At 40.7% G+C, this 19124-nt stretch carries 15 protein-coding genes and 2 pseudogenes; 10 read left to right on the forward strand and 7 right to left on the reverse strand.

Annotated features, from left to right (window positions below):
* Positions 1–456 precede the first annotated feature (456 nt).
* The 5 genes and pseudogenes from atzF (at position 457) to FTU36_RS15285 (ending at position 7814) form a co-directional block, all read left to right on the forward strand.
* Positions 457–2271, forward strand: coding sequence for an allophanate hydrolase (gene atzF / locus FTU36_RS15265; protein ID WP_180118443.1), 1815 nt, complete (start codon positions 457–459; stop codon positions 2269–2271).
* Positions 2272–2290: 19 nt separating this feature from the next.
* The gene (gene uca, locus FTU36_RS15270; protein WP_180118444.1) at positions 2291–5890 is read left to right on the forward strand and encodes an urea carboxylase; all 3600 of its coding nucleotides are present in this window, start codon (positions 2291–2293) and stop codon (positions 5888–5890) included.
* Positions 5891–5892: 2 nt separating this feature from the next.
* Positions 5893–6579, forward strand: coding sequence for a GntR family transcriptional regulator (locus tag FTU36_RS15275; protein WP_180110059.1), 687 nt, complete (start codon positions 5893–5895; stop codon positions 6577–6579).
* A 159-nt stretch (positions 6580–6738) separates the two neighbouring features.
* Positions 6739–7140, forward strand: a pseudogene (locus FTU36_RS15280) (guanosine-3',5'-bis(diphosphate) 3'-pyrophosphohydrolase); the annotation flags it as partial.
* A gap of 536 nt (positions 7141–7676) precedes the next feature.
* The gene (locus FTU36_RS15285; RefSeq protein ID WP_180118446.1) at positions 7677–7814 is read left to right on the forward strand and encodes a hypothetical protein; all 138 of its coding nucleotides are present in this window, start codon (positions 7677–7679) and stop codon (positions 7812–7814) included.
* A 30-nt stretch (positions 7815–7844) separates the two neighbouring features.
* Here FTU36_RS15285 and FTU36_RS15290 read toward each other — a convergent pair whose 3' ends face one another.
* Positions 7845–8540, reverse strand: coding sequence for a pirin-like bicupin family protein (locus FTU36_RS15290; protein ID WP_180118448.1), 696 nt, complete (start codon positions 8538–8540; stop codon positions 7845–7847).
* Positions 8541–9067: 527 nt separating this feature from the next.
* Complete coding sequence (locus FTU36_RS15295) at positions 9068–10288, reverse strand: L,D-transpeptidase (RefSeq protein WP_180118450.1); 1221 nt, start codon at positions 10286–10288, stop codon at positions 9068–9070.
* Between the two features lie 205 nt (positions 10289–10493).
* Here FTU36_RS15295 and hemE point away from each other — a divergent pair, with 205 nt between their 5' ends.
* The 5 genes from hemE (at position 10494) to FTU36_RS15320 (ending at position 16484) form a co-directional block, all read left to right on the forward strand.
* Positions 10494–11564: a uroporphyrinogen decarboxylase gene (gene hemE / locus FTU36_RS15300; RefSeq protein ID WP_078191978.1), complete on the forward strand. Its 1071-nt coding sequence runs from the start codon at positions 10494–10496 to the stop codon at positions 11562–11564.
* A gap of 40 nt (positions 11565–11604) precedes the next feature.
* The gene (locus FTU36_RS15305; protein ID WP_180109405.1) at positions 11605–12396 is read left to right on the forward strand and encodes a DUF817 domain-containing protein; all 792 of its coding nucleotides are present in this window, start codon (positions 11605–11607) and stop codon (positions 12394–12396) included.
* Positions 12397–12546: 150 nt separating this feature from the next.
* Positions 12547–13017 carry a DUF3015 family protein gene (locus FTU36_RS15310; RefSeq protein ID WP_078190276.1) on the forward strand — a complete coding sequence of 157 codons (471 nt, stop codon included), beginning with the start codon at positions 12547–12549 and terminating at the stop codon, positions 13015–13017.
* Positions 13018–13126: 109 nt separating this feature from the next.
* Positions 13127–15001 (forward strand): DUF4105 domain-containing protein, encoded by a 1875-nt coding sequence (locus FTU36_RS15315; protein WP_373686372.1) that lies wholly within the window; start codon positions 13127–13129, stop codon positions 14999–15001.
* A 106-nt stretch (positions 15002–15107) separates the two neighbouring features.
* A complete protein-coding gene (locus FTU36_RS15320) occupies positions 15108–16484 on the forward strand; it encodes a diguanylate cyclase (RefSeq protein WP_168379157.1) in 1377 nt (458 codons plus the stop codon).
* Between the two features lie 79 nt (positions 16485–16563).
* On the opposite strand, the gene FTU36_RS15325 is transcribed toward FTU36_RS15320, so the two are convergent.
* From FTU36_RS15325 to FTU36_RS15345, 5 genes and pseudogenes are all read right to left on the reverse strand, one after another.
* Entirely contained in the window at positions 16564–16920 is a 357-nt protein-coding gene (locus tag FTU36_RS15325; protein ID WP_180059902.1) for a cupin domain-containing protein, read from the reverse strand.
* Between the two features lie 119 nt (positions 16921–17039).
* Positions 17040–17588, reverse strand: a complete 549-nt coding sequence (gene folE / locus FTU36_RS15330) for a GTP cyclohydrolase I FolE (RefSeq protein ID WP_171262632.1) — start codon at positions 17586–17588, stop codon at positions 17040–17042.
* A 95-nt stretch (positions 17589–17683) separates the two neighbouring features.
* A complete protein-coding gene (locus FTU36_RS15335) occupies positions 17684–18373 on the reverse strand; it encodes a Smr/MutS family protein (protein WP_078190270.1) in 690 nt (229 codons plus the stop codon).
* Positions 18374–18484: 111 nt separating this feature from the next.
* On the reverse strand, positions 18485–19024 hold the full coding sequence (locus FTU36_RS15340) for a hypothetical protein (protein ID WP_180118454.1): 540 nt from the start codon (positions 19022–19024) through the stop codon (positions 18485–18487).
* Positions 19021–19124, reverse strand: a pseudogene (locus tag FTU36_RS15345) (IS5/IS1182 family transposase); the annotation flags it as partial. The gene FTU36_RS15340 and the pseudogene FTU36_RS15345, both read right to left, overlap by 4 nt.

The raw sequence follows: 19124 nt of genomic DNA on the forward strand, positions 1-19124 counted from the left end.
AACAAAAAGCGTGTACACAGCGCATTGGGTTATGTATCGCCTTTTGAGTTTGAAGCAATGTACTATGATAAGATTAACCCGTTAGGTCACGTGGCCTAACTTAAATAAAAATGTCTCCGACAAACCCAGTACGGTTCACAGTTCTTTTTATTCTAAGTTCAAAGTCATACAAAACATCTAAATTGAAAGCTTATAAAGAGTGAAAATAGAAAGTTCACTGTATTTATATCTGCATCTAAATGAAAAGAATCTATTGAAAACACGATTATAAAAGTCATGCACCAAAATAGTGGAGCTTGGAAACTTAATAGAACACTTATCGTTTTGTATTGCCTAAATAAAATAGGAAAACGATTGGTGTTTTAGTGTTAAAATACTGAAAAATAACAAAAAATTAATTTTGGCATGATGTGTGCAACATAGTATTCAAACTTGGATACAAGAATGAGCACATCAATGAACTCAATAAAAACTTTAGGCTGGACTTTAGCAGAATGGAAAGCGGGCTACGCGAATAACACAATTCAATTGGAAGAATTATATGCCTTGGTTGAGCAATTTGACCATGCAGATTCAGCATGGATTTCCATTGCATCGATAGAACAATTAACTGCGCAGATTGACGCTTTAAAACAAATCGAAAATGCTGCGGCCTTACCTTTATTTGGTGTGCCTATTGCAGTTAAAGACAATATAGATGTGGTGGGCTTTGCGTCAACGGCTGCGTTTAAATTATTTACGGACATAAAAATTGAAGATGCCTTTGTGGTGCAACGCTTAAAACAAGCGGGTGCGATTATTGTAGGCAAAACTAATTTAGATCAATTTGCCACAGGATTGGTCGGTACACGTTCGCCATTTGGTGCAGTGCCGAATACTTTTAATCCTGACTTTGTAAGCGGTGGTTCAAGCTCAGGTTCAGGCAGTGTGGTGGCGCGCGGTTTAGTCCCGATTGCGCTCGGTACAGATACAGCAGGCTCAGGGCGTATACCCGCAGCATTTAATAATATTGTTGGTTTAAAGCCAACCAAAGGGCGTTTTTCAAATACTGGCTTATTGCCTGCGTGTAAAAGCTTAGATTGCATTTCAATTTTTGCCTTAACCGTCGTTGATGCAACTGCAGTGGCAGAAGTTATGGAGGGTTTTGATGTAACTGACAGTTATTCACGTGTGAATCCTGCTACAGCGCCTGCAAAGTTCAGTGCACGATTAAAGTTAGCCATTCCAAAACAATTAGAATTTTTTGGTGATGCCCAATCGGCGGATGCATTTCAGCAAGCACTGACTGAATTAAAAAACTTAGGCGCAGAACTAACAGAAATTGATTTCAGTGCTTTTAGTCAATTGGCGAGCCAACTTTACCAAGGGGCATGGGTCGCAGAGCGAACTGCTGCAGTTGCAGATTTATTAGAAACATCGGTGCAAGACTTTGACCCAACGGTTTTGGAAATCATTCAAAAAGGCCAGCAGTACACTGCGGTTGATGCTTATAATGCCGAATATTTAAAGCAAGAATTGGCTCGAGACATTCAGCAAACCTTAGCGCAATTTGATGCCTTAGTGGTGCCAAGCTCGCCAACCATACACACGCTTGCAGAAATGGCTGAATCGCCAATTGAAAATAATAGCCACTTTGGCACCTATACCAACTTTACCAATTTAGCAGACCTTAGTGCCATCGCTGTACCTGCAGGCTTTCGTGCCGACGGGCTGCCTTTTGGAATCACATTCATTGCACCGGCTTGGCACGATACGGCTTTAGCAGATTTTGCCGAAAAATGGCAAAAGCATTTGAAATTACCACTCGGTGCAGTAGCGAAAAGATTGCCTGAAGCAAATTCAGTCATGTCTGCACCATCCGCACAACATTTTCGAGTTGCAGTCGTAGGCGCACATCTCACAGGCATGCCACTCAATTTCCAACTGACAACACGCCAAGCCGTGCATGTCGAAACCACAACCACTTCTGCCGATTACGCCCTCTATGCACTGCCGGGCACAGTACCTCCGAAACCAGGTTTAGCGCGTCAGGAAGCGGGTCAAAAAATTATTGTCGAGCTTTGGGATATTCCAAAAGCACGCTTTGGTGAATTTGTCGCCGAAATTCCAACACCACTGGGTATGGGCAATATCGAGCTTGCCGATGGACGTTGGGTGAAAGGCTTTATTTGTGAACCTTATGGCCTAAACGGTGCAAAAAATATCAGTGAATTTGGCGGCTGGCGCGCCTATATCCAATCACTGCAAGCAACAACAGCAAAATCAAATTAAAAAAATCGGGGAAATAATCATGTTTAAAACAGTTTTAATTGCAAACCGTGGTGAAATTGCTGTTCGTGCGATTCGTACATTAAAGAAACTCGGTGTTCAGTCGGTTGCCGTATATTCAGAGACAGACCGTTATGCACAACATGTCTTAGATGCAGATGTGGCGGTTTCACTTGAGGGCATCAAACCTGCAGAGACTTATTTAAGTATTGAAAAATTGATTCAAGCAGCCAAACAAACTGGCGCTGAAGCAATATTTCCAGGTTATGGTTTTCTATCTGAGAGTGCTGATTTTGCCCGTGCATGTGAGGAAAATAGTATCGCCTTTATGGGGCCAACGGCTGAACAAATTTTAGAGTTTGGTTTGAAGCATCGTGCACGTGAATTGGCTGCGGCAGCCAATGTGCCCATGACACCGGGTACAGGTTTATTGGCAAATTTGGATGAAGCACTCGCATCTGCGGCAGAGATTGGTTATCCAATCATGCTGAAAAGCACCGCAGGCGGTGGCGGGATTGGTTTAACCCGCTGTGATGATGAACAATCATTAAAAGATGCGTATGAAAGTGTAAAGCGTCTAGGCGAGCAGTTTTTTAAAGATGCGGGTGTTTTCCTCGAGCGTTTTGTCGATAAAGCCCGTCATGTAGAAGTACAAATTTTTGGTGATGGTTTAGGGCAAGTCGTTGCCTTTGGTGAGCGTGATTGTTCCTTGCAGCGCCGTAACCAAAAAGTGGTGGAAGAAACACCAGCACCGCATTTACCTGAAGCAACCCGTCAAAAATTGCACCGTGCTGCTGTAGGGCTTGGTCAATTGGTGAAATACCGCAGCGCAGGTACGGTTGAGTTTATCTATGATGCTGCCCGTGATGAAGTGTATTTCCTTGAAGTGAATACCCGTTTGCAGGTTGAACACCCAGTCACTGAAATGGTGACGGGTTTAGACCTGATTGAATGCATGCTGAAAGTGGCGGCAGGTGATGCTTTAGATTGGGAAAAACTCAGCAATATTCAGCCCAATGGTGCTGCCATTGAAGTGCGAATTTATGCGGAAGATCCAGTGAAAAACTTCCAGCCAAGTCCGGGTGTGTTGACGGATGTGTATTTCCCTGAAGATATTCGTGTGGATACTTGGGTGTCTACAGGTACTGAAATTTCACAATATTTTGACCCGATGATTGCCAAAATTATTGTGCATGCTGCAGACCGAGACAGTGCGATTGCCAAGTTAAAAACAGCCTTGGCTGAAACCCGCCTGAATGGCATCAGCACCAACTTAGACTATGCGCATACCGTAGTGTCTGATGCACGCTTTGAAAATATGCAAATTTGGACACGCCTGCTGGATGATTTTAAATATGTGCCAAATGTGATTGAGGTGCTGCAACCAGGTACACAAAGTACGATTCAGGATTATCCGGGGCGTGTGGGCTATTGGGATATTGGTGTACCGCCATCAGGCCCAATGGATGATTATGCATTTCAGTTGGCCAATCAAGTTGTGGGTAATCCAAAATCGGCAGCAGGCTTTGAGTTTACCTTACAAGGACCAAGCCTGAAATTTCATGCCGATAGCATTGTAGCCATTGCAGGTGCGCCATGTAGCGCGACTCTAGATGGTGTGAATGTCGATTTTTGGCAACCGATCAGCATCAAAGCAGGGCAAACATTAGTACTTGGACAAGTTGAGTCGGGTTGCCGTACTTATCTTGCGATCCGTAACGGGCTAAATGTACCTGAATATCTAGGCAGCTGCTCAACCTTTGCATTGGGTAATTTTGGCGGTCATGCAGGGCGAGTGCTGCGTGCAGGTGACATGATTAAAATGGTCAATCCAAGCTTGCCTTTAGATGGACTGGAAATTGCTACAGCAGCACCACAAGCTTTGGCAGCAGAGCGTATTCCAAGCTATGGCAAAGAATGGAAAATTGGCGTGTTGTATGGTCCGCATGGTGCACCAGATTTCTTTAAACCTGAATATATTGAAGAATTCTTTGCTTCAACATGGAATGTGCACTTTAACTCAAACCGTTTAGGTATTCGCCTAACAGGCCCGACACCATGCTGGGCACGTGAAAATGGCGGTGAAGCAGGTTTGCATCCATCCAATGTGCATGACTGTGAATATGCTATTGGGGCGATTAACTTCACTGGTGATTTTCCCGTGATTTTGGCTAAAGATGGCCCAAGCCTCGGTGGCTTTGTTTGCCCAGTCACCATTGCCAAAGCAGAACTTTGGAAGATTGGTCAACTGAAGGCAGATGACAGCATCAGTTTCTATCCAATGAGTGTGGAACAAGCCAATGCCTTGGAAGTTCAGCAAATTGCCGATATTCAAAACTTTGCTCAAACACCTGAAAAGTCAGAGTTGGTCAATTTTGAATGCAAGCCTGAAGGGATATTGGCTGTGCGTGAAGCAGATGCGTATGCGCCGAAAGCGGTGTATCGTCAGGCAGGTGACAGTTACATCTTGCTTGAATATGGCGAAAATGTCCTCGATCTTGCATTGCGCTTACGTGTTTATCGACTGATGCAGCTGATTCGTGAAGCGAATATTGATGGAATCTTAGAGCTTTCACCGGGTGTGCGTTCACTGCAAATTAAATATGATGGATTGTGTTTCAGCCAAGCGAATTTAATTCAGTTCTTATTAGGACTCGAAAATGAGATGGGAGATTTGAGCCAAATCAAGATTCCATCCCGTATTATTCACTTGCCGATGGCATTTGAGGACTCGGCCACTTTAGGTGCTGTGGAACGTTATCAAGAAAGTGTCTGTGCCAAAGCGCCGTGGTTGCCAAATAACGTCGATTTCATTCAGCGCATTAATGGCTTAGACAGCCGTGAGCAAGTCAAAGACATCATTTTTGATGCCAATTATCTGATTTTAGGTTTGGGTGATGTGTATTTAACTGCACCTTGTGCCGTTCCAATTGATCCGCGTCATCGTTTACTCAGCTCGAAATATAACCCTGCACGTACTTTTACCGCAGAAGGCACTGTGGGTATTGGCGGTATGTACATGTGTATCTATGGCATGGACTCACCAGGCGGTTATCAATTGATTGGCCGTACACTGCCTATTTGGAATAAGTTTAAAAAGAACAAACAGTTTGGCGATCAGCAATGGTTCTTACGCTTCTTTGATCAAATTAAATATTATGAAGTAACCGAAGCTGAACTGGATCAATTCCGTGCTGACTTTGCCAATGGTGTGGCGGAAATCAAAATTGAAGAAACTGAATTTGATTTTGCAGCCTATCAAGCCTTTTTGGAAACAGAAAAGGACAGTATTGCCGAATTTAAAGCACAGCAGCAGCAGGCATTTACAACTGAAGTTGAACGCTGGAAAGATGAGTTCGATGTACCTGCAGAAATGGAAATCCTGCAAGATGATACCGACTATAGCCAATTTGCAGCCTTGAATGCGTCGATGACTGGCAACATTTGGAAAATTTTTGTCGAAGCTGGACAGTCTGTGAAGAAAGGTGAGACTGTAGCCATTATTGAAGCGATGAAAATGGAGCTTCCAGTCTATGCCGATGATGATGGTATCGTGAAAGCGATTATCTGCCGTGCAGGACAAACGGTACATAGCGGTGAGCCGCTGGTTTATATGGAATAAATATGACCTCAGCCATTGTTGGGAAAAGCTCAGACAACTTGTCTGAGCTGGTTTTCCAAAAAATAAAAAACGATATTTTTGATTTTCAGCTCAAACCGGGCGCACGGTTTACCGAATCTGAAATTGCCGAATTATATGAAGTAAGCCGTACACCCGTACGGCAGGCTTTATACCGTTTACAGCAAGATGGCTATGTAAGAGTACATTTTCGTAGCGGTTGGGAAGTCAAGCCGCTGAACTTTAAAGCCTACGAAGAATTGTATGATTTACGGATTTTGCTTGAATGCTATGCCATTGAGCAGCTCTGCAAAATGGAACCAGAACAACTCAAACAGGCTTTACAAGACTTGGTAAATTTATGGTGTATTCAGCCTGAACAGTATTTGCATGATTTAAAAACTTTATCGATGCAAGATGAAGCATTTCACTGCCAATTGGTTGAAGCGATTGGCAATAGTGAAATGGCGAAAGTGCATCGGGATGTGAGTGAAAAAATCCGTATTATTCGTCGCTTAGATTTTTCTAAAGATTATCGAATTGAAGCCACTTATGCCGAGCATCAACAGATTTTACAATTGATCCTTGGACATAATGTGACAGCGGCATTGGAGAAAATGCGCAGCCATATTCAGCAAAGTAAAGAAGAGGTGAAAAAAATTACTTTGGAAATGTTGGCGCGAATGGCATAGAAGTATTTGCAAAAGATCTACCTCACGATAATTCACGGTAGATATGTATTTTACGAGTCAATCTGTGTCGTTCGAGTAGCGCTTAGAGTTACAAATATCTGTATTCATTGGTTAATATGATGGAGAAAAATAAAAAAGACCACGAAGGGGAGATTCTTTATTTCAACTTTAGAAAACGCGATTTCTTTGGCGACTGAACGCCATTTCGGACAAGTCGATAAAGCGGGTCAAGCCTATATTCAGCATCCACTTCGTGTGATGCAAAATGTGCAACATCCCGATGCTAAAATCGTCGCTGTATTACATGACATTTTAGAAGATACAGAGACAACGACGGATGAGCTTCGCGCTATGGGTTTTCAAACGCATATTATTGATGCGATACAGGCACTGACAAAAGCAGCAGGTGAGAACCGATTTCGAGCTGCGCAGCGTACCGCTAAAAATGTAATTGCGTGTGAAGTGAAACTTAGTGATTTGCATGACAATATGGATTTATCGCGCTTAACTTCGGTCACAGCAAAAGATCGACGTCGGTATCAACAATATGTCAAAGTTAAACGTAGATTAGAGCGTGCTCGGAGCGTCCATTTACATCTGATCGATTTAAATCTAACAACAGATTATCCGAGATTTCAATTTCAGAGTTCACAGCAAAATTTTCAGTATCTGCTCAATGCGATGTTTGATCTAGAGCATTCATTAGGTGGTATTCAGATTGGAAGTCCACAGGAATGGTGGATTTTATTTGAAGATGTCAGCGCATATTTTGCATATTGCCAAAGAATGGGAGTGGTTCCCAAGCAGGCAACATTCTTAAATTTAATTTTAACCATAGATCGAGACTATTTCGGGGGCATCTTTCAAACTGAACAAGATCGGCAATTATTTGCCTCTATGTTTTGCGTCTTTATGCAAAATCATTTTTATCGCGTGGAAACTGAAGGCTGATTAGATAGATTGCATCAGCAATAGAATAAAATCACCTTTGATTGATGAATTTTATCTAGATAATTAGATGCTGAGCGGCATATATAAACATCTCGAAATGCTAGACTTCGAGATGTTTAAAGTGATTCCATCCATTGACATCTCCAATGAAACATTTGGCCATGCTTGCTGAACCTTATGCCTCAATCCTACATGGCATCATGGTGGCTGCAGGATTTATCATTCCAACTTTGGTGTTGATGTGGTTGTATCAACGCAGTGAACGCCTAAGCCAAGCGGCATAAAAAAAGCCCTCACATTTGAGGGCTTTTTCGTTATTTTACTTCGGGTAAATCAAACCAAATCACTTGAGCATCTTCAAGCGCTTCAATTTTGCTAGCTTCTAGAAAGGCGATTGCGCCACCAGCTTCAACGGTATGTTCAGCAATTTTCACTGAGCCTGAAATGACATGCACATAGTTAATGTGTTGTGTTGCTTCAATGTCTAAAGATTGACCTTTAGAAATGACTGCTGTTTTCACTTCAGCTTGTTGGCGAATATGCATCGGTGCATTGTCATTCGGTCCAACAATTAAATGCCATTGATCTGGTTGATCACGTGGATCGCATTTAATTTGCTGATATGTCGGCTCTGCATCACGTTCGTTTGGAATGATCCAAATTTGCAATAAATGAACATCTTCATCACCTTGGTTCATTTCACTGTGACGAACACCAGTTCCCGCGCTCATCAGCTGCCATTCACCCGCAGAAATGCCACCATGGTTGCCCATGCTGTCTTTATGCGTAATGGTGCCTTTTAACACACAGGTCAAAATTTCCATGTTGTCATGTGGGTGTTGACCAAAACCTTCATGTGCTGCAATTAAGTCATCATTAATTACACGAAGCGCACTAATGCCCATGTATTTCGGGTCATACCAGTTACCAAAAGAGAAGCTGTGTTTAGACTCAAGCCAGCCCATTTTTACGTGACCACGGTTTTCACTTGGATGTAAAAAAGCATTCATGGCATTCATCCTTATCTTAATTATTGAACATGTACCTATTTTAAGATTGAACTAAATTGGGATATATAGTTTTTTAGCGACAATTCATCCTATTTTTGCAACGATCATTCGAGATAAAGTTTTTTAATTCACTGACGTTACTTTCGTAAAGATATTTTGCACGTTTAAAATGATTTTAAGCCGATTCGACGGAGTCTTACATCTAGGGATTAAATTAATGGAATAGCCTTCGGCTAGAGGTAGTCTTGTGAAACGATGTTTCTCATAGGCAAAATAAGAAGCGTGCTTCGCAAGGAAACATCTTGCGGTGCAGTGCACCTCACCGACAAAATTCGTTCACTACCTTCTAATTATTCAAAGTATTGCAAACCATTCTTGATTAAAAGAAGTGCTGTCTCCAACATTTGTGGATGCCCTTAACGCGTATCGTTCCTTTTTTGTCAAATTGCGCGCAGTAACATTAAAATTCATGAATGCACAGCGATAAAAAAGCCTGCACGAAGCAGGCTTTTTAAATATGACTAAAATTATTCTAAAAATTTAACAGTCACACCAGATTTCACTTTCTTACCTAAGTCATTTGCATCCCAGTTGGTCAAACGAATACAACCGTGTGACGCAGTTTTAGAAATAGCAGATGGGTTCGGTGTACCGTGAATACCGAATGATTTTTTGCTCAAGCCAATCCAGATATTACCAACAGGACCATTTGGACCAGGTGGTAAAGACAATGGTTTTCTGTTGTTGCCTTGAACAAAGTTAGAAGGCGAGTAGCTGTACCAAGGGTTTGGTGCAACACCTGTTACTTTATATGTACCTGTAGGCGATGGAGTATCTGAACTACCAATCGTTGCCGGGAATGAACCGATCATTTGGTTGCGGCTATTAAACAAGTAAAGTTGTTTCGCGCCTTTATGTGCAACGATTAAGTGAATATCTTCAGGAACTTCGTTACGAATATTCGCCACTAAGATTTTTTCACCAGCTTTTTTAAATGTCGCTTTTGGATTCAACTTTTTCAAAAAGTCTTCGTCCATGTGGAATTTTTCACCTAACATTTCAGTCACACGTGTGTAGTACAAGCCTTTCATTTTTGCTTGTAATGCATAGTCGTGTGGAATCGATGCTGCATAAGGACCTTTCAAGTCTGCATCAGTCAATGTGTATTCAATAAATGCAGGTTTAGAACCTTGTTTTGCAATCAGTGCATCCCAAGTTTCTTTAGTTAAAGTCCCTGTAGGTTTCAAGCTATTCATTTGTTGGAATGAAGCGATCGCCTTTAAGGTATTTTTACCACTAGTACCATCAATTGCACCTGGTGAAGCATGTGCATTATTGAGCATGACATGCGCACGTGCATAAACAGGGAATTGACCTTTACCGATATTGTCATACCACTGTGCATTATTTAGGTCATTTAAACCCCAAGCAACTTTGGCAGCAGGCGAAGTTGATGTTGGAGTTGTAGCAGTCGATGTAGCAGGTGCAGCACCGATGTCGGCTTTAACATCTTCTGATTGTTGCAGGCTGTCTAAAGTTTGCGATGCTTGGTTCAGATCTTCTTGTTCTTGAGCGCTAATCTGGCTAGTTGCAGATGAAGCTTCAGTCGCTAACGGATCAATGGGATCCTGAACTGCAACATTAGTCACTTTTTTTGGCGTTAATGGTTGTTCAGCAGTAGATGCGGCAATAGCTGTACCAGCAAATATGCAACTTAGGCTCAGTGCGAGCATGGTGCGAACGAACATGTAATTCAACCTTAAGAATTATTCATTTACTGTGTATTAAAAACTGGCTAAGTATTACAGAAAAAAAGTGGAGATGCAGTAGTTGTTTTGTGTAAATATCATTTTTGGCACTCAACATGATCGGTTTTTAAATGCTTGAGAAGTTATTATATTTACAACCTTTTTGATATGATGATGCGAATATCGAATTAAGTTGGGAAAGTGAATGACGACCTTAAAAAATGATCGTTTCTTGCGTGCCTTATTACGTGAACCGGTAGATGCAACTCCGGTTTGGATGATGCGTCAGGCTGGCCGTTATTTACCAGAGTATCGTGAAACACGTGCAAAAGCGGGTGATTTCCTATCTCTTTGTAAAAATACAGAATTTGCTTGTGAAGTTACTTTACAACCTTTGCGTCGTTATGACTTAGACGCAGCTATTTTATTTTCAGACATTTTGACAGTACCTGATGCGTTGGGTTTGGGACTGTATTTTGAAGCAGGTGAAGGTCCGAAGTTTCATAAAACTGTACGTACCGAACAAGATGTACTGAATTTACCTAAGTTTAATGCCAAATCTGACTTAGATTATGTCATGAATGCAGTGACTACGATTCGTTCAGCATTGGGCGGACAAGTTCCTTTGATTGGTTTCTCAGGCAGTCCTTGGACACTGGCAACCTATATGGTGGAAGGCGGTTCAAGCAAAGATTTCCGTTTTACGAAACAAATGATGTATGCACAACCTGAAGTACTGCATGCTTTATTAGACCGTTTGGCTGTGGCGGTGACTGAATATCTCAATGCGCAGATTGATGCAGGTGCCCAAGCTGTACAAATCTTTGATAGTTGGGGTGGGGCATTAGCACACCGTGAATACATTGAATTTTCACTAAACTACATGCAAAAAATCGTGGCAGGATTACAGCGTGAAAAAGATGGACGCAAAGTTCCTGTGATTTTGTTTACCAAAGGTGGTGGTCAATGGTTAGAGCCAATGATTGCAACGGGTGCAGATGCCTTTGGTTTAGATTGGACTACGCCATTAAATGTGGCGCGTCAAACAGTCGCAGGCCGTGCAGCATTGCAAGGCAACTTAGATCCAGCAACATTATATGGTTCGCCTGAAGCGATTGCGAAAGCGACGCGTGCCATGTTAGATGATGCATATGCCAACGGTGAAAAAACCGGTTATGTGGCGAACTTAGGTCATGGTATTACTCAGTGGGTAGATCCAGCCAATCCAAAAGCTTTTATTGATACGGTACACGAATATAGTGCCAAGTATTTATAAGGCTTCAAGGAAATAGGTTTAGGATTCAACCGTGGTCAAGATGATAAAATCATGTTTTGAGTTCTCTTATAAGGCAGCTTCGGCTGCCTTATTTGGGATATTACTGTTGATCGCTTTTGCATTAACAGCAGCAATGGGAAGTCAGGAATATTTTGGCTTTTTCCGTTATGACTATTTATTGTTTTATGCACTGATCATTCAAGTGTGTTTACTCTGCTTAAAACTTGAGTCTTGGGCGGAAGCCAAAGTCATAGCACTGTTTCATATCCTTGCAATGGGGATGGAAATATTTCTGACCCATCCACACATTGCCTCATGGCAATATCCGCAGCCTGCCGTTTTCAAACTGCTGACCGTGCCATTATTTGCAGGTTTCATGTACTCGGCAGTAGGAAGTTTCTTTGCACGTTCGTTACGTCTATATCAGGTGTCGTTCAGTAACTTACCGCGTTTTGGCAATATGCTGTGCTTAGCCGTTTTGTCATATCTTAATTTTATGACCAAATTTTTTGTGCCAGATATTCGTATGCTTTTGTTTGCTTGGAGTGTGGTGATCTTTTGGAAAACCAAGCTCAGTTTTCAATTACAAAATCATGTGATTCAGTTGCCCATGTTACCAGTACTGTTGATTTTGGCATTTTTGATTTGGATTGCAGAAAATATCAGTACCTTCTATCAAATTTGGTTATATCCAAGTCAGGTCGATGCATGGCATATGGTCGGTTGGGGGAAACTTGGTTCTTGGTATTTGTTGCTATTACTCAGTTTGGTTTTAGTACTCAAAATCCTTGGAAAACGTGACGAAAATGGTACTTGGTTGCTCAAAAAATAGTGAAAAAGAACGTATTATTTTTAGCCAAAAGTTTTAGATGAAAATGTTTTGCCTTATCTGAAAGATCAAGTTAATCTACAGGTGTGTAATCAAAACTACACATGTTTTAATAATTAAAAACAATGGAATAAAATTCCCTGGAGAAGTGCTATGTTAAAAAAATTAGCTTTAGTTGCAGTCGTTGCACTAGGTTCTACAGCTGCTTTTGCTGACCGTGACGTAGGTTGTGGTGTTGGTTCTCAAGTTTGGGCTGGTCAATCAGGTAAAATTCCTAAAATTTTAGCTGCGACTACCAACGGTATTTTTACTAACCAGTTACTTGGTATTACCTTTGGTACTTTAGGTTGTAGCGGTACAGGTACAGTGACTGCTCAAGCGGTAACATTTACCAATGAAAATGCTGAATCACTTGCTCGTGATATGGCAGTTGGTCAAGGTGAGAGCCTGAATGTTTTGGCTGAGCTTTTAAACATCCAATCAACAGATAAAGCACGTTTCTTTGCTGTGTCTAAAGCAAATTTTGCTGAAATCTATTCAGCTGAAAACCAGTCTTCTCTACAAGTACTTGCTTCATTACAAAGCGTAATGGCGAAAGATGAAGTACTTAAAGCATACGTTTAATCGATGCTTTCAAAACCCTGTCTCTTGGCAGGGTTTTTTATTATCTAAAATATATAAAAATGGATTTGAATATAACTGAATGAAATCAATTGCTTTATTTTGTACCTTTATGATTCCGAGCATCTTATATGCTCAGCAAGTTGTAGATCCAAACCTCTCTAAAACCGTAGAGCTACAGCGATATATTGAACTTGCACAATCAAAAAAACTGTCTGAACACATCAGTTGGCAACGACTTTTATATACAGATCATAAAGGACAAAGTGAAGTTGCCTATACAGGTTATTTTTTAGCTGAAAATGGCCGCCAAAGTGCTCAAGCTGAATTAGAGGCAGATGTCGCTGCACTGTTTCAACCCGCCGAACCTAATCAAGCCTTTCGTTGTCGTTTCCCTGCGCGTAGTCAGTGGCTGATGCAAGAATTATCCATCCGTTCAGAGCAGTTACCAGTGGTGAGTTGCCCTGAGTTTGATGAATGGTTTGGGAAAATTAAGCCGTATAAAGCGACATTAATTTACGCCACAGACTTTATGGGTAATCCAAGTTCTATGTTTGGACATACCTTATTGCGTCTCGATCCGAAAGATCAAAAAGAGCTAAATTTGGTGTCTTATGCCATTAACTATGCAGCGACAGTTGCAGGTGAAGATAACTGGTCTTATGCATGGAAAGGCTTAACAGGACAGTATCCTGGTGAATATTCCTTGATGCCGTACTACCGAAAGGTGAAAGAATATGGTGATTTTGAAAGTCGTGATTTGTGGGAATATGAGCTAGCACTGACCGAGCAAGAAACCAGTTATTTGGTTAAACATCTTTGGGAAATGCAAAATGTCAGTTTTCCCTATTATTTTGCCAGTGATAACTGTGCATATCGATTATTGGGCCTAATGGATTTGGTTCGCCCGACACTGAATTTAACCGAAAAATTTAAAGTCGCTTCCATTCCTGTTGAAACGATTAAAGCGATCAATGATGAACAACTGATTCAAGCAGCGGTGTATCGTCCTGCATTAGAAACGCAGCTTTTATCACAAGCGCAGCAACATGGATATCGTTTAGCACGTGAAGCGCATAAGCTCGCTGAAATTGAACCTGCGATGATGTCGACAGCACTCGCTCAGTTTAATGAAGCAGAGCAAGCGAAAATATTAGAAATGGCGTATGACCATCTGTATTTATTGCTGATTGGTCGAAAGGTGAGTGCGGAAGAAACGCAGCCTAAATTGCGTCAAATCTTGGCCTTACGTAGCCAATCTTCACAACCCAAACAACGGACTGAACCTAAGCAGCCAAGTCTAGATCCAGTCAATGGACATCATGCGCGAAATTTTTCAGCCGCAGTAGGCGAAGTTCAAGGTGAAAAGTATATCGAACTTGGTCATCGTCAGGCTTATCATGATTTGATCGATCCGCAAGGTGGCTTTCGGATTGGTACGCAGTTGATGTTTTGGGATGGCTCGATCCAATATCGAGACGACCAATTCAAACTCAATCATTTTGATTTTTTATCAGTCAATTCTTACAACCCGATCACGCCATTTAAAACACCGCTAACTTGGGGTTTTAATTTTGGCTGGCAGCAAGTGTCAGTAGATGCAGGTCAATTTAGCGAAACAAAACAACATGGTGTAGCTGAATTAAAAGCTCAATCTGGATATAGCTGGGCCAATCAGGAACGCACACATTTGTGTTATGTGCAGTCTCAAATGCAGGTGCAGGGCGGCAAGTCACTAGATGATGGATGGCGAGTGGGCCTTGGGCCGACATTGGGTTGCCAAAATATTTGGTCGGAAAAATTCAATAGTTTGGTTCAGGCAGAGCTTCCGTATTGGGAAGACACACATCAATGGAATCTGAAACTCGATGCTGAATTACAATATATCGTCAACCAACAAAATGCTTTAAGACTAGGCTATGAATACCAGCAGCAAGATGATCAAGATTGGAATAAATTGAAATTGAGTTATGTATTTTTCTATTAATTTTTAAGATAGATAAAATATGAAATATCAAATAAATTTGTTTTTTTATGTAAGTAAAGCAAGGTATGATTGCTAGCTTTGTAATAGCTGTGGTTTGTGTCACCGAATGAATCAAGAATGTATTACAGGTCTAAGTCAGGCTTGGAAAGATATTTGTGATCAATATACTGAAAATGAACATCTTGCAGCATTGCAATTTATCCAAAGGCATGTTGAACATTTAGTTACTGTTTTTTATGAACAAATGTCACGTGAGCCAGAGTCAGCTGAATTTTTTAAAGACGATATCATTCAAAAAAGGCTCATCGACACTTTAAGAAAATGGTTGTTAGAAACGTTTAATGTCGCACTGAATGGTGAATTTGAAAGCTCAGTCAAAAGACAGCAGAAAGTTGGAATGGTACACGCGCGTGTTGGTATTCCGTCATGGTTCATCATGCGTGGTGTACGTGAAATAGAACGTAAAATATTTGAAATTTTAGAGTTAAACCAAACGCAAAATATTCTCCATATGTGCAGTTATATTGTACAAATTATGGGGTTCAGCACAGAAATTATGTGCCGCTCTTATGAGATCAATACAGAAAAAAACCAAGAAACAAAACACAATTATCGCTTATTTTCAGCGATGCAAGATGTAGCAGTGCATAAAGATAAACAACGGGGTTCATTGCTCGACTGGGAAAATGAACTGATGTTTAAAATCTTTTCGGGCAATGTTGGTTTTTATCATCCCTTATTTTCAAAATCAGAGTTTGGGCTATGGTTCATTCATAAAGCGGCATATGCTTTTTCTGGTTCAGATCAGGTTCAACTGATTATTGACCGAATTTATGAAGTGGATCAATTAACCCAGCAAACGATGCAGATGACGGAAAAAGATCAGCTGCAACAGTTGATTCAACAGATTCGTGAATTGAACCGTGAAATTCAGCATCTAGTTGATCAACTATTTCAAGTGGCTGAATATATTGAGTCTGGCAATGATTCTTTGACTCAACTCCTAAACCGTCGTTATCTCAGTACGATTATTTCACGTGAAATTACCTTTGCGCGGCAAAATGAAACGCCGTTGTCTTTGCTCGCCTTTGACGCGGATTATTTCAAAATGATCAATGATAAGTTTGGTCATGCGGCAGGTGATCTTGCGCTCAAATTTATTGCCGAAGCCTTACAGCGTTATAGTCAAGGTAGCGATTATGCATTCCGTATTGGTGGGGAAGAGTTCTTATTACTCTTGGTGGATACTGGTGTAAACCGTGCGATGAAAATTGCAGAAAATATTCGCCAATATATTGAAAAGGGTTTGATCCGAACGGCACAAGGTCAGCAATTTAGTTTTACCGTAAGCATTGGTTGTGTACAGTATGATGGACATCCTGATTATCAGCGTTTCTTAGATGCAGCAGATCATGCGCTGTATGCGGCAAAAAATAATGGTCGAAACTGTATCCAAGTCACTAAGCATTTGTCGTATATCTAATTCGTTCAGAGTATAAAAAACTCCCTTATGTGGGAGTTTTTTATGGGTAAATGCGTTTTATGGCGAGATGTGCCGTAATTTAAACTTCAACAACCACATAGTATTTTTTGACGGCTTCGACAACTTCAAACTTGCCCTGAAACGATGGGGGAATAATGCCCGCTTGGCCAGCGGAAACTTCAATATACCCGCCTTGTTGATCATAAATACGTACTAATCCTTCAAGGATTGTAAAAAACTCTTGTTTATTGGGTGCAAAGACAATATTCCATGCGCCAACTTCACATTGCCAAATCCCGCAGTCCATATTGGGGTGTGCATACATGCTTGCAGTTTCACGTTTGGGATTGCCCTGAACCAAACGGTCTGGGCGAGGGTAATCTATGCTGTGATCGGCTTGCGCTAAACCCTGACCAGCAATATATACATCTGACATGATTCATCCTGAAAATAGTGCTTTGCTATCAAAGCAAATGATTTGGGACATTAAAACACAAATAAAAAAAGCCTCAAGAGTTTGAAGCTTTTTTATGAGTGCTAACGCTGAATGTTCTGTTAATAGCTTTCAGGTACAGCACTTAGGAATTCACGGCGTTCTTCTTTATTGGTTTTAAAGTCACCGACAAAAGAAACGGTACGGGTTGTAGACTCTTGTTTACCCACACCACGCATCATCATACACATGTGAGCTGAATCAATCACCACAGCAACACCACGCGCACCAGTCACTTCAGCCACTGCTTCAGCAATCTGCTGAGTAAGGTTTTCCTGAATTTGTAAGCGACGGGCAAACATTTCTGTAATACGTGCGAATTTTGATAAACCTAAAACATTGCCTTCTGGGAGATAAGCAATATGTACGCGACCATAAAAAGGTAATAAATGGTGCTCACACAAAGAATAGAATTCGATATTCTTAACTAAGACCATTTCACGGTTATCTGATGGGAAAACCGCATTGTTGGTCACTTCTTCAAGTGTCTGGCTATAACCAGAAGTAAGATATGAAAAAGCTTTAGCAGCACGCATAGGCGTATCTTTAAGACCCGGGCGATTCAGATCTTCACCAACGGCAGTTAGGATATTTGCGTAGGATTGCTGCATAGACATAAGACGTGTTCACTTACACTGAGAGATTGAACAAGGACGGCATTGTAGCAGAAAACTATTACAATGCCTTCTTTTGGAGTTAAATCCGATTATTGTTTAAACTGTGGGTTTTTTTCTGCACGTTTAAGCAGAACCAGTACAGCACCTGTGCCGCCTTGTTTTTCTGGGGCGCTCACAAATGCCAATACATCACGATGTTGACGTAACCAACTATTTACATAAGTTTTTAAAATTGCTTCTGGACCTTTGCCATGCACAATTTTAATGACGTTTTGATTGTCATCTTTCGCCATTTGAATAATTTGCAGCACGGCAGAACGGGCTTCTTCAACAGTGCAACCGTGTAAGTCGACAGCTTCAAACCAACGTAGATTACCAGCTTTCAAATCTTCAAAAACTTTATGTTGTAAGGTTGCAATGCGATAGCTTAAAGCAGCTTGACTGGCAACAGGGTTGAGCATCGCTTGCGTATCAGAAAGTAATGCATCATCTGTTTCCATAGGACCAATTGCAGCAGCACGTTTAGCCAACGTTTGCGCATCAGGTTTTTTACGACCCACTTTTTCCATTTTTGCAGTATTTCCTGCATTCATTTTTTGAACACCTTGCATTTGCTTTTGGAAAAGCGCGAAGTCTTCTTCCTGCTCTTGTTCAACAGTCTTTGGCGTTGGCTCAGGCTGTTTAGCAATCGTTGAGGAATGTGGATTCGTAATTTGCTTTTTAAAAGATTTCAGTAGGTTGTACTGATCTTTTGAAAGCGAAGAATCGTGTTTGCTCATAATGAAAAAACGGGAAATATACAAAAATTTAGTGCAATTATAGCCTTAAATGGCACTGATTTGAACTGGAAAGACTTTATATAAAGAAGATCTCCTAATTCATTACAAGTCCTATTTGGGCTTCAAAGTTGAATTAATTAATTTAATAACTTTTTTATTTTTATATTGTTCTGCAAGAGCTAATGCTGATTGTTCTTCATTAAATTTAGAAATACACACGATTTCGGTTGAAGCGCCTTTTTCAAGTAAATAAGAAATTATCTGATATTGATTTAGGCGGATAGCTTTACCTAATGGGGAGCATCTAGTGAAATAATATGTTTGTGGTTCAACTTCATCTACTACAAGTTCATTTATTTTTCTCAGCTTCATTTTTTTGATGAAAGAAATATCTGTGTGCTCGATAGCCGCCATAATTAAGGTGGTATCATAAAATTCATTGTTTTCACCAAAATTTAAATATTCAAGATACAAATTTTTGGCTTTTTCATAATTATCAATATCATTTTTCTGTGTCAGGTTCTTTATCGCATTTTGGAAAAAATCATTCATATCATCAAAATCATTTATTGCTGCATGGAACATGAATATATTTATTAAATATGGCTCATCAGCTAAATTTTTTTTCAATAGATTTCTTTCATAAGTCATTTTTCACTCAGCTCCAAGTTATAAATTCCAGCAATTAGATTGAATCTCAATGCTAGTCTTTTGCCTCGATTGCGATATCGCTCAGCAAGAATTTTGAAGG

It is taken from the genome of Acinetobacter sp. YH12096, assembly GCF_013419215.1.
Classification (GTDB): Bacteria; Pseudomonadota; Gammaproteobacteria; order Pseudomonadales; family Moraxellaceae; genus Acinetobacter; species Acinetobacter amyesii.